This is a genomic window from Bradyrhizobium sp. UFLA05-153, from assembly GCF_054185185.1.
In genome coordinates this window covers 266423-281448 of record NZ_JBBIAM010000002.1, presented here as the reverse complement: position 1 = coordinate 281448, position 15026 = coordinate 266423, and the positions used below count along the sequence as shown (strand labels likewise).

The 15026-nt window shown below is 60.8% G+C and carries 15 protein-coding genes and 1 pseudogene; 13 read left to right on the top strand and 3 right to left on the bottom strand.

Annotated elements, in window-relative coordinates:
• From Q2941_RS02680 to Q2941_RS02650, 7 genes are all read left to right on the top strand, one after another.
• Positions 1-895 (top strand): cbb3-type cytochrome c oxidase subunit I (locus tag Q2941_RS02680; RefSeq protein ID WP_458191563.1); only part of this gene is annotated, 895 nt, incomplete at its 5' end.
• A 14-nt stretch (positions 896-909) separates the two neighbouring features.
• Positions 910-1524, top strand: a complete 615-nt coding sequence (locus Q2941_RS02675) for a cytochrome (ubi)quinol oxidase subunit III (protein WP_458191579.1) — start codon at positions 910-912, stop codon at positions 1522-1524.
• Entirely contained in the window at positions 1521-1916 is a 396-nt protein-coding gene (gene cyoD / locus Q2941_RS02670; protein WP_458191562.1) for a cytochrome o ubiquinol oxidase subunit IV, read from the top strand. Before Q2941_RS02675 ends, cyoD begins: the two co-directional genes overlap by 4 nt.
• Before the next feature lie 287 nt (positions 1917-2203).
• Positions 2204-2428: a hypothetical protein gene (locus Q2941_RS02665; protein WP_458191561.1), complete on the top strand. Its 225-nt coding sequence runs from the start codon at positions 2204-2206 to the stop codon at positions 2426-2428.
• Positions 2425-2664, top strand: coding sequence for a DUF6894 family protein (locus Q2941_RS02660; RefSeq protein ID WP_458191560.1), 240 nt, complete (start codon positions 2425-2427; stop codon positions 2662-2664). The genes Q2941_RS02665 and Q2941_RS02660 overlap by 4 nt, the downstream gene beginning before the upstream one ends.
• Before the next feature lie 345 nt (positions 2665-3009).
• Positions 3010-3369 carry a hypothetical protein gene (locus tag Q2941_RS02655; protein ID WP_458191559.1) on the top strand — a complete coding sequence of 120 codons (360 nt, stop codon included), beginning with the start codon at positions 3010-3012 and terminating at the stop codon, positions 3367-3369.
• 46 nt (positions 3370-3415) lie between these two features.
• A complete protein-coding gene (locus Q2941_RS02650; protein WP_458191558.1) occupies positions 3416-4426 on the top strand; it encodes an NAD(P)H-dependent flavin oxidoreductase in 1011 nt (336 codons plus the stop codon).
• 711 nt (positions 4427-5137) lie between these two features.
• On the opposite strand, the gene Q2941_RS02645 is transcribed toward Q2941_RS02650, so the two are convergent.
• Both Q2941_RS02645 and Q2941_RS02640 read right to left on the bottom strand, forming a co-directional pair.
• The gene (locus Q2941_RS02645; protein ID WP_458191557.1) at positions 5138-5740 is read right to left on the bottom strand and encodes a PepSY domain-containing protein; all 603 of its coding nucleotides are present in this window, start codon (positions 5738-5740) and stop codon (positions 5138-5140) included.
• Between the two features lie 658 nt (positions 5741-6398).
• Positions 6399-6608: a hypothetical protein gene (locus Q2941_RS02640; protein ID WP_458191556.1), complete on the bottom strand. Its 210-nt coding sequence runs from the start codon at positions 6606-6608 to the stop codon at positions 6399-6401.
• A 389-nt stretch (positions 6609-6997) separates the two neighbouring features.
• Here Q2941_RS02640 and Q2941_RS02635 point away from each other — a divergent pair, with 389 nt between their 5' ends.
• Entirely contained in the window at positions 6998-7510 is a 513-nt protein-coding gene (locus Q2941_RS02635) for a hypothetical protein (protein ID WP_458191555.1), read from the top strand.
• A gap of 11 nt (positions 7511-7521) precedes the next feature.
• A complete protein-coding gene (locus Q2941_RS02630) occupies positions 7522-8172 on the top strand; it encodes a TetR/AcrR family transcriptional regulator (protein ID WP_458191554.1) in 651 nt (216 codons plus the stop codon).
• Positions 8173-8191: 19 nt separating this feature from the next.
• Here Q2941_RS02630 and Q2941_RS02625 read toward each other — a convergent pair whose 3' ends face one another.
• Entirely contained in the window at positions 8192-8965 is a 774-nt protein-coding gene (locus tag Q2941_RS02625) for a TetR/AcrR family transcriptional regulator (protein ID WP_458191553.1), read from the bottom strand.
• Between the two features lie 38 nt (positions 8966-9003).
• Between Q2941_RS02625 and Q2941_RS02620 the strand changes: the two genes are divergently transcribed.
• The 4 genes and pseudogenes from Q2941_RS02620 (at position 9004) to Q2941_RS02605 (ending at position 15018) form a co-directional block, all read left to right on the top strand.
• Positions 9004-9939 (top strand): sensor histidine kinase family protein, encoded by a 936-nt coding sequence (locus tag Q2941_RS02620; protein WP_458191552.1) that lies wholly within the window; start codon positions 9004-9006, stop codon positions 9937-9939.
• Complete coding sequence (locus tag Q2941_RS02615) at positions 9936-11069, top strand: efflux RND transporter periplasmic adaptor subunit (RefSeq protein ID WP_458191551.1); 1134 nt, start codon at positions 9936-9938, stop codon at positions 11067-11069. The genes Q2941_RS02620 and Q2941_RS02615 overlap by 4 nt, the downstream gene beginning before the upstream one ends.
• Complete coding sequence (locus tag Q2941_RS02610) at positions 11066-12142, top strand: efflux RND transporter periplasmic adaptor subunit (protein ID WP_458191550.1); 1077 nt, start codon at positions 11066-11068, stop codon at positions 12140-12142. The genes Q2941_RS02615 and Q2941_RS02610 overlap by 4 nt, the downstream gene beginning before the upstream one ends.
• A pseudogene (locus Q2941_RS02605) lies at positions 12139-15018 on the top strand (efflux RND transporter permease subunit). Before Q2941_RS02610 ends, Q2941_RS02605 begins: the two are co-directional and overlap by 4 nt.
• Positions 15019-15026: the final 8 nt, after the last annotated feature.

Here is a 15026-nt window from a genome sequence, read left to right as displayed (position 1 = left end):
CTTCAATTGGCTGTTCACAATGTATGGCGGTCGGGTCCGGTTTACGGTGCCGGTGTTGTGGACGATCGGCTTCATGGTGTCGTTCGTCTTCGGCGGCCTGACCGGGGTGCTCCTGGCGTTGCCGCCGGTCGATTGGCATGTCCACAACACTGTCTTCCTGGTTGCCCATTTCCATCACGTCATCATCCCGGGCGTACTATTTGGATGCATGGCTGGCTACAATTACTGGTTCCCCAAGGCATTCGGCTTCAAGCTCGATGAGCGCTGGGGTAAGGCGGCGTTCTGGTGTTGGTTCATCGGCTTCCATCTTGCGTTTATGCCGCTCTATGTGACGGGACTGATGGGCATGCCCCGCCGTCTGCAGCACTACGATGTCCTCTCCTGGCAGCCCTGGCTGCTGGTCGCCGAGGTAGGCGCACTGGTTATCCTGGCCGGAATCATCTGCCAGGTCGTCCAGATCGTGGTGTCCATTCGCCACCGTGAGGAGCTGCGCGACACGACCGGAGATCCCTGGAACGGCCGTACCCTGGAATGGGCGACCGCATCGCCGCCGCCGGCCTGGAATTTCGCGGTCCAGCCGCATGTCAACGAGATCGACGCCTTCTGGACAAAGAAGGAGCGCGTGCTCGCCAAGCAAGAACTGCCCGCGTGGCGGCACGACTATGAAGCAATCGAAGTGCCCAAGAATAGCCCGACCGGTTTCGTGACCGCGTTTTTCGCGGTGATCACCGGCTTCGCCCTGATCTGGCACATCTGGTGGATGGCGGGCGTCGGGCTGCTCGGCACAGCCGTGACGTTGCTCGCCTTCATGTTCCGCGCAGAGGACGAAGTTGAGATTTCGGCAGAACAAGTCGCTCAGTTCGATCGCGTGCACGCGGTGGAGGTATCGCTATGAACATCGCAGTTGAGATGGATGATATCCGCCAAGCCGAACTGCTCGATGTCAGTGAGGCGGGTCCCGCACCCAAGCGGATCATCGCGGGCTTCGGGTTCTGGATCTTCCTGCTGAGCGACATCGTGATGTTCTCGGCGCTGTTTGCAAGCTATGCCGTGCTCGCAAAGGCGACTGCAGGCGGTCCGACCGGTGCCCAGCTGTTCGATCTGCGGAACGCCGCGATCGAAACCGCCTTTCTCCTGCTCTCCAGCTACAGCTGTGGACTGATGTCGCTCGCCATCAATTCGCGCCGCCAGTTCGGCACCTTCTTTGGTGCCGTGGTGACGGTCCTCTTGGGTGCGGCATTTCTCAATCTCGAGCTCCGGGAATTTCAGGACATGATTGCGGTGGGGGCGTCCCCGCAACGTAACGCGTTTCTTTCCGCCTTCTTCACGCTAGTCGGTTGTCATGGACTGCACGTAGCAGTCGGACTGGCCTGGCTGGTCCTCATGATGATTCAGCTATCGCTGAGGGGGTTCCAACAGGTCGTAGTGCGCCGCTTGCACTGCTTCTCCCTGTTTTGGCACGCGCTCGACATCATCTGGATCCTGATATTCACGAACGTCTACCTGATGGGAGTCCTGCCATGACCGACACGCGTTGGGATGTTGCACCCGGAGACAGGCCGGCGCTTCCGGCCTGGGAGCGAAGCGCGTCTTCCGGCGTTCTCGTGTACACGATCGGCTTGCTCCTTGCAGCGATCCTGACGGCCACGTCTTTTTGGGTAGCCAACACCTCGGCGATCTGGGCTCCCGGCGTGCCGGCCGGGCTCGTTGTCCTTGCCATCGCTCAGATGGGAGTGCACCTGGTCTTCTTTCTTCACATCACCACGGGGCCGGACAGCACCCACAATGTGCTGGCGCTTGCGTTTGGCGTGCTCATTGTATTCCTGGTTCTCGCGGGCTCCCTCGTGATCATGGCCAACTTGAATGAGAACTTGATGGCGCATGGCGAGATGATGAATTTGCAAATGCAGCGCTGAACCATATGGTCGCATCGACCTCTGCGCGAATTCAGCGAGGCATGCCGCGAGGAATTCGACGAGATGCGCGACCGGCAGCTCTGTCCGGAGACGCCGGAGCATCGGGAGCGGCTGCTCCGTCTCGGCAACCGAAAGTCGCGGACGCATCGGCCGGATACGCGGACCGCCATCAACAGCAACCCAGGACAAAATCGCAGCAACCAGGGCAAAGCCGCGCCCTGGAAAATTCTTCATAACACGAGCCAAGCCACATCGATCCCGTAATCGCCGGGCCTACGGAGGGTACCATGACGTTGCAGATCTCACGACGAGGCAGGGAATATCTGAAGACGGCGCAGACTTTGCTCCACTCCGCCAACACCGCGACCAATCGGGCGGTAGCGGATCAGCTCAAGGCTCTTGCCGACATGTACGAGCGGCGAGCGGAGAAAGCTTCGCATGTCGATGCGGCCAAGGCAGCGACTCGCGCAGCCGCCGATAGCGAAGCACCATTCGAGGGAGGTCGGACATGACCCAGGTATATTTCTACTGTTCCAACACGAATAAGAAGGTTGTTCTCGTCAATCACCTCGGGGCCGTCGTGGACGATCTTGCTGAGGCTCGCGATCATGCGACACGTGTCGTGCAATCCCTCACCAATGAGCGCAGCCTCGAGGATTGGCGTGACTGGGTCTTGCATGTCAGCGACGACCAGGGCGATGAGCTCTTCGTTGTCCCCTTCACTTTCGTGCTTGGCAAGCCACATTGAGGTCAGCATGCGCGCAATACGATCGCGGACAGTGTCGCTTCGCCGAAGGGTGAACGAAGTCGCGAGAAGAGCGAGCAAGCTCATCGCGATGGCTTTTGATCCGTATCGGCCCCAGCGTCATTACATGCGTGGGCCGGGCCCAAAATGGTTCGCCAAACATGGCGCATCCGCATCTGTCACGATTTGCTGAAAGGCAGTTTGGGTCCCCGGCGCTGTCTCCCCCTTGTCCCTCGCCGGGCTTCCCGGCGGCCGGTCCTTTTCCCTCCCGGGGACCGGCCGCCTCTTTCAGGGCCTGATGGGCGACGGCGGTCAACGAAGCGAATGACGAAAACAATGGAGCACACAATGAAATACCTCTTCACATCTGAGATGGCTGTGAGTTGCCTGGTCGCCTTCGTATCGGGCGCACAAGCCCGCTCGGCGTATGACGGGTCCTGGGACCTTGTGTTCGTGACGCAGCGAGGCGCCTGCGACCCGTCCTATAATTTCTCCGTCAACATCACTGACGGCGTCGTCACGCATCCCAACCTCGTGAAGTTCAGGGGCCATGTAGCGCGCTCGGGCGCAGTCAGCGCCTCGGTGACCGTTCCGGACAAATATGCGTCCGGCTCGGGTCGGCTCTCGAGCAATTCCGGTCGCGGAACATGGAGCGGCTATTCGGGAGGCGCGCGTTGCTCGGGGTACTGGACCGCCCAGCGGAATTGACGGGTCTGGTCGAAATCGGCTGCTGATCGGAAAACGGAGTTTTCAGGTGAAGACAGCAATCACCGAATTGTTCGGCATCCGGCATCCGATCATCCAGGGCGGCATGCATTATGTCGGCTTTGCCGAACTCGCGGCCGCGGTTTCGAATGCCGGCGGCCTTGGCATCATCACAGGGCTGACTCAGAAGACGCCGGAGCTTCTGGCGAAGGAAATCGCGCGCTGCCGCGACATGACCGACAAGCCGTTCGGTGTGAACCTCACCTTCCTGCCGAGCTTCACCGCGCCGCCCTATCCGGAATACATCACCGCGATCAGGGAGGGTGGCGTCAGGGCCGTGGAGACTGCGGGCCGCAGCCCCGAGCAATACATGCCGGCGCTGAAGGCGGCCGGCATCAAAGTGATTCATAAATGCACCTCGGTGCGGCACTCGCTGAAAGCCGAGAAAATCGGCTGCGACGCGGTCAGCGTCGACGGCTTTGAATGCGGCGGTCATCCCGGTGAGGATGACATTCCGAACATGATCCTCCTGCCGCGGGCGGCGGATGAACTGAAGATCCCGTTCGTCGCCTCCGGCGGGATGGCGGATGCACGCAGCCTGGTCGCTGCGCTGTCGATGGGCGCGGCCGGCATGAACATGGGTACGCGTTTCATCGCCACTAGGGAAGCGCCCGTCCACGACAACGTGAAGCTAGCGCTCATCAAGGCGACCGAACTCGACACGGTGCTGGTGATGCGCGCGCTTCGCAACACCGAACGCGTGCTGAGGAACAAGGGTGTCGATAAGCTTCTCGAGATCGAGCGTGACAAGGGCGCCGCGCTGAAGATCGAGGACATCCACCCACAGGTCGCCGGCGTCTACCCAAGGGTCATGATCGACGGTCAGATGGATGCCGGCGCATGGAGCTGCGGCATGGTGATCGGCCTGATCCACGATATCCCGACAGTCAAGGAGTTGATCGACCGCATCATGCGTGAGGCCGAGCAGATCATCCGAGGACGGCTGACGGGCCTCCTTGACGGTACTCTTGATACCAAACCAACCCGCGGGGTTGCCTGAGGAGGGCGCTATGGGCGACTCGCACTTCAACAGCACGATCGCCATAGGAACCTGAGTATGCTGGAGAAGGTCCCGTCACGTGCTTAGCCGGCGACGCGATCCTCCCGCGCCGCATTGGTTTTTCTTCTCTACCGTCGCCGAAACTACGACCGCGGTCTTGCCGCGGTAGGCGAGGAGAGGGCGGCACGCTACTTTGCGCCTTGAGTACGGATTGAGTGGGAAAACACATAATTTAGTGCGGTACTTCACGAGTTCGTCGGTACGACAATGTCGTACCGACGACATCCCAGATCGTCGCGACAAAATGTGCCGTTCCGTAAGTGTTTGAAACGAGAGGAAAATGTTGTAGCCCTAACTTCTGATCGACTGTCGGCCCAAAAATTAGCTAATCCATCCGAGATGACAAAGCGAAATAACATCAACATGTTAGCGCATCGATTTTGCATTGCGCCCATGATGGATTGGACCGAGACATCTCGAAAAGCGATGCAGCATCAGCACTTAAGCCGCAGCTCGATCGGTCATGTCGTACCGAATGTAGTACTGCCGCTGGCTCGGAGCTCGACGAGCAAACGATTTCGCGCTTCTGCGTTTATATGGTGGCGGTGGCGTAACGCAGCGTAGCATCCAAAACGGCAGCTGCTGCTGGCTCCAGTCGCCGCAACCAAGTCATATTCAGTTTTCGCGTCTGCTTAGTATGCACGACCGCGCCTAATGGCGAGCTGACTTTTCCCCACCGACTCTGGGCGGTTCGAGCGTGACCTCCTTCAAGCGATCGCCGCTGGCGATGACGACCACAAAGTTGAGTTTGCCATCCTGCTTCATAAGGCCTCCGGCGAGAGCGCTTCCCTCTGCAGCTTTCTCGGCGATGCGTACGGCGTCCGACAGCTCTTGCTCAACAGACTTCAGGGCAATGATATTGCCCAGATCGTCTCGGTCGAGCTCCCTCAGCGATGACGAAACTTCCTTCTCTGTCACGCTTCCGGTATTCGCATCTATAACATTTTCCCAAAGTCGCTCATTGCCTACCGTCCGCACGCGATAAATGGCCGGACCGGAAATCTCAAGGCTGACATCCGCGGTCCTGGAACCGTCATGTAAATGCTCGGCGATCGCTACCGCCTGGCTGAGTGGTACTTTTATCGTGCGAAATTGCTCGATCAGGCGACGTATCGCCGCCTCATCGGCATCGCCTTGGGCGGCTACGCCCCTATTTGCGGCGTTCAAAGGTGAGTGGGGGACGTCGGCTCTCGCGCCCGTAGCAGCAAACGTGGCGGACAAAACGATAATCGCTAACATTCGCTTCTTCGGCATGATGAGGTAAATCCTGTGGCTATCCGTGAAAAACTGATCGGTGGTCTTATGGGTGTGTGCGAGGATCCACGACGGGCCTATCGACACGAACCTTGGCTCAGTGAAGCGCACCGTTCGAGTGTGGTATCTAAACTCGAATGCCGACCAGGTCGCCGCCGCTTCCCGGACCGAGTCTGTGCGAAATTGCGTCGTGGTTCCAAGGCAAGCCCGACTGCCCTCGTGCTTAAGTCGGCTTGATCGGAAACCCCCGGATCTAACTGCGCCAACGTTTCACGGACCTGGGGCGGGATTGCGGGGCTACCGTCACTCGCATCGGCTTGCTCGGATATTGACGCGGGCGGCTGTCGTGCGGCATCGGCCACATCCGAGGTAAGCGGCGAGGGGATTGCAGTCTCCCTGTCCGGGACAATGGGCGGGAAACCGGGCTGGCTGGTATCGATGATAACTGCTTCCGGTACCTTCAGCTCGGAGGCGATCCGGATCGGCGGAAGCGTAGAGTGCGATTCGATGAGCTTGTTTGGCGGGGGCTCCGGCAGCAGGGAATTGGCTGCAAAGAGCAGCACGAGCAACGCTCCGCCGACCCACATAAAGTAACCCCACACGGGAGCTTGAGTATCGACTGAATCACGCGCACGCATTGACAAGACGGATGTTCTGCTCACAGCGCCGGGCTCCCGCGCTGAAGTCCTTTCGGCGCGATGCAGAACCGCTCGCCGGCGAACGCGTGCAGCCCGGCAAGCAAGGCTATCGTAACGCCCAGCAGCAGGCTCAGAGCCACGAGGGACAGGGCCACGACCAGGTTCAGGCATGCGAGCGCAAGCCCCGGCCACGGATTTTCCTTTGCGAGCGACCACAAAAGGATTGACATTCTCGGCTCCCTAAATACACTATACCGTATAGTTCATATACATCCCGAACCGCGGGGTGTGTCAAGAGCGAAGACTCACAAGCTCGTGTTCAGGCACTTTCAACGGGCGGGTAATCGGAGCATGACGCTGCGTCTCCCGTTCGAAAGCGCGATGCCTCAGCAGAAGAAGGGATTTTGTATGTTCAAGTACACATTAGTAGTCATGCTGGCGGCAATGTTCGGGAACGGGACTGCTGTTGCGCAGGACAACCGCGGTACTCCCGAACAGAGGGCCGCATGCGCGCCTGACGCCTTCCGGCTGTGCCTTAGCTACATCCCCGACGCCACGAACGTAGAGGCCTGTCTCCGGCAAAGAGAGTCAGCGCTGAGCGATCCTTGCAGAGCCGTCTTTGACCGCGCTGCGGAAGCTGCTTCGGTCAGGACTGTTAGGGCGCCCCGCCGCGACGCGAGAGAGGAATGATCGCATGAACACGATTTATGCACCCGCTTTCGCCGCGTTCGGTGGCTCGGCCTTCGGAGCGATCTCCACGATCGTGACGGGATGGGTGACCCGGCGCCGCAAGCTTCGCGAGCGTCATAATGCCCGGTCGATCGCCAAGCGCGAGCGGCTCTATCGGAGTTTCATCGAGGAAGCCTCCCGTCTCTATGCCGAGGCGCTCGTCAGCGACAAGTCCGAGATTCCGCAATTGGTCAATCTGTACGCGCTTGTCGGGCGGATGAGGATTCTTTCTAGCGATGAGGTGGTTCAAGCCGCAGAGCGGGCAGGTCGCCTGATCGTCGAAACCTACCTTTCGCCGAACCCCGAACTGGTCGATTTGCCAGAACTCATGGAGGAGATGGACCCCTTGCGTCACTTTGGCGAAACCTGCCGGCGTGAATTGCATTCGATCGCATCTTGCTGAGGTCGCAAGCGATGCAGAAGCCGATGCGCCAAGTCGAATCCTCGTACATTCGTCGGCGAATCGTCCAAGCAGCGATCCGACTGCACCGCGAGATCGGTTTCAGGAAGACCACTGTCGCCGATATCGCTCGCGGGGCGTCGATGTCGCCCGCCAACGTTTACCGCTTCTTTCCTTCAAGGCAGGCGATCGAAGAGACGATCGTGGCGGATCTGTTCGATCGCGTGTCCGTGGCTGCAACTCTTGCGGCTCGCGGCGACTCCGCTCTGGAGCGCTTGACGGCTGCTTTGAGGACAATCTCGCAGCTGCACCAACATCGGCTGGAGCACGACAGCAAGCAACACGAATTGGTCGCTGCGGCGGTACGAGAGAACTGGGCAGTCGCCCTGTCTTACGCGGACCGGATCCGGGGGCTTGTGAGCGCGACCATTGCTGCTGGACAGGCGAGCGGCGAGCTACGACCGGGATGTGCAATGGCAATGACCTGTTGCCTGCTTGAAGCAATGGAGGGCTATCTTAATCCTTCGCGGATCAATGCGGCTGTCGTTCGGCCCACGTTCGACGAGATGATGGATTTTTGCGCCGGCGCCGTGCGTCACGGACCGTGGGGGCGGCCGATCGACCTGGCCGCCGATATCCGTCCCAAAGCCGTGGTGCAAGGATAGCGGCAGGGCTTCGGCTGGTTCACGGCCTCCAGTCCGCCTCACAAGCCGCGAGAAAGAAATTGACCCGCTCGTGCAGGAACGTCGGCAGCTCTTTTTTGAGATCCTTCAGTTCCTCACCCATCAAAGATCTCATCAGCATCGGAAGCAGAATGAGATCCATGAACATTTGAGCGGTCGCAACGCTCCGCTTTGCGCTGAAGGGGCCTTTGGCTGAGCGCGCGACCCTCTGCGTCGCCTCGTTCAAGAGTTGCGAAACTGCCCCAGCCGCGCGGTCGCGCGCCGCGTCGTGAACATTCCGGCTCAACTCGGGAAATCGGCGTGCCTCCGCGATCGTTGCGCGCGTGAGGTCCAACGTATCCTCGACAAATCTCTCCACGATCTCGATTCCTAGATTGGCGAGCTTTTCCTGGATGGTGCGGCCTGCCGGCGTGAACCCCTCAAAATCCGTCAATCCGTTGATGGTCCGCGCCACCACAGCCACGAACAGCGCCTCCTTGCCGGGGAAGTGGGCATAGATGGTCGGTTTGCTCGCAGGGGCCAACTCGGAGATGTCGTCGATACTGGCACTCCTAAAGCCTTTCTCGAGAAAGAGCTGCTGGGCAGCATCGAGAATCCGCGCCTGGACGTCACCGGCCAGATCCTTGGGCGGCCTGCCGCGTTTCGGGTTCTTGTTCTTCGCCATCACGATCTCCTCATCACGAGTCTTTGCGTGTCTGGATTCCACTTGACACGCGCCGGGAGGAAATGCAATGAAAAGAAAATATACGGTATAGTTTAATTTGGCCTTGCGCAAGTTGGCTTTGATGGCCGTGCCTGCGCCAGCTGATCCGGATGACCGGCCGACCGCCACATGCGCGTTCGGCCGCCGCCTGTCCGGCGCAACCTGAGGAGATCATCGTGAATATATGCAGCCCGGATTCGCCAATAGTGGAGCAGGGCATCTTGCTGCGCGAATTGAATCACCGGATCAATGGTGGGCTCGCCTCGGCGATCAACCTGGTCTCAACCGCGGCTGTCCGGGTGGAGGGGGCAGAGGCCAAGCGCGCCCTCAGCGATGTCGTCGAGTTGCTGCGTGGTTATGCCGATGTGCAACAGGCGCTTGCAGTGCCCAAGGGCAAGGCGCTGATCGACGCCGCGACCTACATCCGCATAATGGGCTGCGCCATGCGCCGTTCGTTGCTGGATCGGATGAATATCCGGCTGGCAATCGCCGCCGAATCTCTTCCGCTCCAACCCGAGCGGTGCCGGCAGCTCGGATTGATCGTCCACGGGCTCGTCACCAATGCAGCGACCCATGCGTGCTTCGAGGCGCGGGCCGGAGAAATCAAGATCAGGTTGACACGAATCGGCGGCCTGGTGAACTGCGTCGTCCTGGACAATGGATCGCGGCCGTCACGGAGCGCTGCTGGGCGCGGACTGCGGCTCGGCAATGATCTTGCCATGGGTCTCGGCGGCCGGGTCGAGCACGGCTTTGGTGACGAATTCACGTCCGTCGTTGTGTCGTTTCCGCTGTCAGAGCGTGAGCGGCAGGCGAACGGGGCGATGGTGAAGCGTCGCATCATGCGGTCGCCTCGCCGATCAAACGTCAACACGTCCGATGCCTCGGCGCTTTGCATAGAAGCGAACTGCCCCGATCGGGACAGCCGTCCCGTTGCAACTCGACCGGATCCTACGCCAGCTCACGGAGCCCAACTGGTGTCTGCCCGTCCAGCGCAGGATGCGCTGGGCGCGTTGTTGTCACCCCGCCACCGCATGGACCTGCTATGACCCATCACGCTACGAACCACAGCGAAATCGACCAAGCTGCCTGCAAACGCAAGCTGAGGGGCCCCGGTGGCCTGGCGGCTGCGCTTGTTGCAATCGCGCTGAGTGGCTGCAACGATCACGCCGCCGCTCCCATCGCGCGCACGGCGATCGTGCGCACGGAGATCGTGCAGCCGCGCGACCGGCAAAACTCCGTCACCCTGACCGGTGAGATCCAGGCCCGTTTCCACGCCGACCTGTCATTCCGCGTCAGCGGACGTGTGCTCGCGCGCTATGTCGATGTCGGCGCTCACGTCGAGGGTGGCGAGATCCTGGCTGTGCTCGATCCCACCGAGCAGCAGGCCGACGTCGATGCCGCGACCGCGGCGGTGCTGGCTGCAGAATCTCAGCTGCGCGTGGCCAAGGTGACTTTCGAACGACAGAAGACGTTGATCGCAAGCGGTTTTACCACGCGGACGGTCTACGATCAGGCGCAGGAAGGGTTGCGTACCGCAGAAGGTGCGCTTGAAGCCGCAAAAGCGGAGCTCGGAACGTCGAAAGACGCCCTTGGTTATACGGCGCTGCGCGCCGAAGCGGCGGGTGTGATCACCGCGCGCAATTTGGAAGTCGGCCAAGTCGTACAGGCCGCGCAACCCGTTTTCTCGCTGGCGCAGGACGGTGAACGGGATGCGGTGTTCGATATCTACGAATCTCTCTTGTTTGGCGATCGCGACGACAGCCGCGTATCGCTGGCGCTTGTCTCCGACGCAGGTGTTGCGGCGAGCGGGCATGTCAGGGAGGTATCGCCCGCGATTGATGCGAAGAGCGCGACCATCCGCGTCAAGGTTGCCATCCAGGATCCGCCGGCAGCGATGACGCTTGGTAGCGCCGTTGCGGGAACTGTCAAAGCGAAAGCCCAGCAGCAGATCGCGTTGCCCTGGAGCGCATTGGCGGCGGCTGGATCGAAGCCCGCGGTTTGGACCATCGATCCGGCGACCAAAACAGCTGCGCTTAAGGCGGTGACGATCGGCGGTTATGAAGCTCGTGAAGTGCTGATCAGGGCCGGACTCAAGCCGGGCGAGCGCGTCGTGATCGATGGCGGCAAGCTGCTGAGCAATGGCCAGGCCGTAACATATGAGGGAGACCCGTCATGAAGAGGCGCGTCACGATTGCAGCCGGCACCTTTGTAGCAGCGTTCGCGCTGGCTGGATGTCAGCAGGATGCGAAAGCGCCCGAGCCTGTGCGACCCGTGCTGTCGATGGTACTCGAGCCGAGCCGTCCAGATGGCATCGTCGCCGTTGGCGTTGTTGAGCCGCAGTACAAGACCAATCTCGCGTTCCGCGTTCTGGGACGTCTGACCGGGCGTCCCGTCTCTGTTGGTGACGTCGTCAGCGAAGGACAAACGGTCGGCGTCATCGACTCCATGGCTCTGGAGCTTGCGGTACGCTCGGCGAAGGCTGAGCTCACCAAGGCCGAAGCGCTCCTCGCGACTGCCAAGGCGACGGAGGAGCGGCAGCGAACCCTCATCACAACGGAAGCCACCACAAAGCAGACACTGGACAATGCCGAGCAGGCGCGAGCCGGTGCCGCCGCGTCGGTCGCGCACGCACAGGCAAACTTGATCAAGGCCATCGAGCAACGGGGCTATGCCCAGCTCAAGGCCGATTTCGCCGGCGTCGTCACTGCGGTGGGCGCAGAAGTCGGACAGGTGGTCTCTCCTGGCCAGAATGTCGTGACAGTCGCGAGGCCTGACATCAGGGAGGCGGTGGTCGATATTGGGGAGGATTTCCCGGTGCCGGTTGAAATTGGCTTGCCGTTCACCGTCGGCTTGCAGTTGCTCCCCTCCGTCCGGGTCGAAGGCAAGGTACGCGAGATCGCTCCGCAGGCAGACCCCGTGACGCGCCTGCGGCGAGTCCGTATCGCCCTGAACAATCCGCCTGAAAGCTTTCGCTTGGGCACGACCGTTACGGCGAAGCTCAGCCAAGCGCAAACTCCAACATTGCGCGTTCCCGCCTCGGCGGTGCTCGCCAAGGATGACGCGAATTTCGTCTGGGTCGTCGATCAGTCCGGGAGCACCGTCTCGCTGCAAAAGGTCGATCTTGCCGAGGACCCCGCAGGTGCCCGCGTCGCCGGTGGGCTTAGCCCCGGCGCGCGCATCGTGACCGCCGGAATCCACAGCCTTAAGCCAGGACAACACGTCCGTATCGAACAGGATCAGAAGCCATGACGTCGTTTAACCTTTCCGACTGGGCGCTCCGCCACCGTTCGCTCGTCTGGTACTTCATGATCGCCTTCATGGCGGCCGGCCTCTTTGCCTATCTTCAGCTTGGTCGTCAGGAAGATCCCGACTTCACCATCAAGACGATGGTGATCCAGGCACAGTGGCCGGGCGCATCGCCCGAAGAGATGACGCGCCAGGTCACCGACCGGATCGAAAAGAAGCTCGAGGAGCTGGAGTCGCTCGACTACACCAAGAGCGTGACTGTCGCGGGCCAGACCACCGTATTCGTTTATCTGCGCGACACGACAAAGGCGGTTGACGTCAAGCCGACCTGGGTCCGCGTCCGCAACATGATCGCGGATATCAAGGGCGAATTCCCGCAAGGCGTGATTGGGCCGGGCTTCAACGATCGCTTCGGCGACGTGTTCGGCAACATCTATGCCTTCACCAGCGACGGCTTGACCCAGCGTCAGCTGCGCGATGAGGTCGAAGGCATCCGCGCCAAGGTGTTGACCGTGCCAGATGTGGGTAAGGTCGACATTCTGGGAACGCAGGACGAGGTGATTTACCTCGAATTCTCCACTCGGAAGGTCGCGGCCCTTGGCCTCGACGTCCACTCGATCATGGCCTCCCTGCACGGACAGAACGCGGTCGCACCGTCCGGGGTGTTCCAGGACGGGCCCGAGCGGATCAGCGTGCGGGTAAATGGCCGGTTCACGTCTGAGGCAAGCCTGAACGCGGTCAATCTTCGGATCAACGACCGCTTCTTTCCGCTGACTGACGTCGCGACTATCACGCGCGGTTACGCCGATCCGGCCAAGACCTTGTTCAGGTACAACGGCCAGCCCGCGATCGGACTTGCGATCGGCATGAAGTCCGGCGCAAACCTGCTCCACTTCGGCGAGGCGCTGAAAGAGGAGATGTCAAAGGTCGCTGCCGACCTGCCGATCGGCGTCGGCGTTCACCTAGTCGCCGATCAGCCGGTCGTGGTCGAGCATGCCGTGTCGGGCTTCACCGAAGCGCTGTTTGAGGCCGTGGTCATCGTTCTCGCCATCAGCTTTCTCAGCTTGGGCATGCGCGCCGGGCTTGTCGTCGCAATTGCGATCCCGCTGGTTCTCGCCATTACCTTCGTGGTGATGGCCTATGCCGACATTTCGTTGCAGCGTATCTCGCTCGGTGCATTGATCATTGCGCTCGGCCTCCTGGTCGATGACGCCATGATTGCCGTCGAAATGATGGTGGCTCGGCTGGAAGTCGGCGATCCCCTGGAAAAGGCGGCAACCCACGTCTATACGTCGACCGCCTTTCCCATGCTGACGGGCACCCTGGTTACGGTCGCGGGCTTCATCCCTATCGGGCTGAACAGCAGCAATGCCGGTGAGTTCACCTTCACCCTGTTCGTGGTGATTGCGGTCTCTCTGATCGTGTCGTGGGTCGTCGCGGTGCTGTTCACCCCGCTGCTCGGCGTCACCATCCTGCCGGCAAAGATGAAGGGCCATCATGAGGCGAAGGGCCGGCTGGCGCAGATGTTCGCCCGCGTGTTGCTCGTCTGCATGCATCATCGCTGGATCACCGTCGGGGTGACGGTTGCAGCCTTCTTCGTCGCGTTGTTCGGCATGAATTTCGTGCAGCAGCAATTCTTTCCCTCGTCGGATCGCAGTGAACTGGTGATCGACTGGAATCTCCCCCAGAACGCTTCGATTGCCGACACCAACGCGCAGATGGCGCGCTTCGAGCGCGAACAGCTGCAGGGCAATGGCTCCGTGGAGCATTGGTCGACGTATGTCGGCACCGGCGCGCCGCGGTTTGTGCTATCGTTCGACGTGCAGACGGCCAATGCATGGTTTGGTCAGCAAGTCGTCGTGACCAAGGGCGGCATCGAGGCCCGCGACCGTGTCAAGGCGCAATTCGAAGAATATCTGAGGAAGGCGTTTCCAGGCACCGACACTTACGTCAAGTTGCTCGAGGTCGGGCCGCCGGTAGGGCGTCCGGTGCAATATCGCGTGAGCGGACCGGACGTCGCGAAGGTCAGGGATCTCTCGCAGGAACTGGCTGGCATCGTCCGGAGCAACCCCGATCTCGGCAACGTCGTGTTCGACTGGATGGAGCCTGCGCGGGTCGTCAAGGTCGATGTTCTCCAGGACAAGGCCCGTCAGCTCGGCGTGACGTCGGAAGACATCGCCACGGCCGTGAACTCGGTGCTCGAGGGCACGCAGATCACACAGGTTCGCGACAGCATCTATCTTGTCAATGTCACTGGACGCGCGACCGCGGTCGATCGCGGCTCGATCGATACGCTTCGAGATCTGCAGTTGACCGGGCAGGGTGGGCAGTCGGTGCCGCTCGGCGCCGTGGCCAACCTGCACTATGAGATCGAGCAGCCGACGATCTGGCGCCGCGCGCGCATTCCGACGATCACGCTGAAGGCTGGCATCGTCACCAACGTCCAGCCGAAGACAATCATGGATCAGTTGGTACCGAGGGTGGCGGAGTTCAGCAAAGCACTACCGGCGGGTTATTCTCGTGGCCGTCGTTCCGCTGATGTTGTTCGTCATGGCTACCGTAAAAATTTTTAAGCGACCGAGCATCGTATGCGGCCGATCCTCCTGACCGCGGCCGCCGCGAGTCTCGCGCTGATTCCGATCGCGCGCGAGATTTTCTGGGGTCCGATGGCCTACGCGATGATGGGCGGCATCATCGTCGGCACCCTGCTGACGCTCTTGTTCCTGCCGGCGCTCTATGTGGCGTGGTTCCGAATCCACCCTGTCCACGACGATGGCCGGCCAATGTCTGAGACGGTTGACCCGGCGCACGACACTCATTCGTCGAACTCGACCCTTGCACCGGTCGCGCCGGTGCCAGTCCTTGAAACGCAATTCTGAAACGGAGA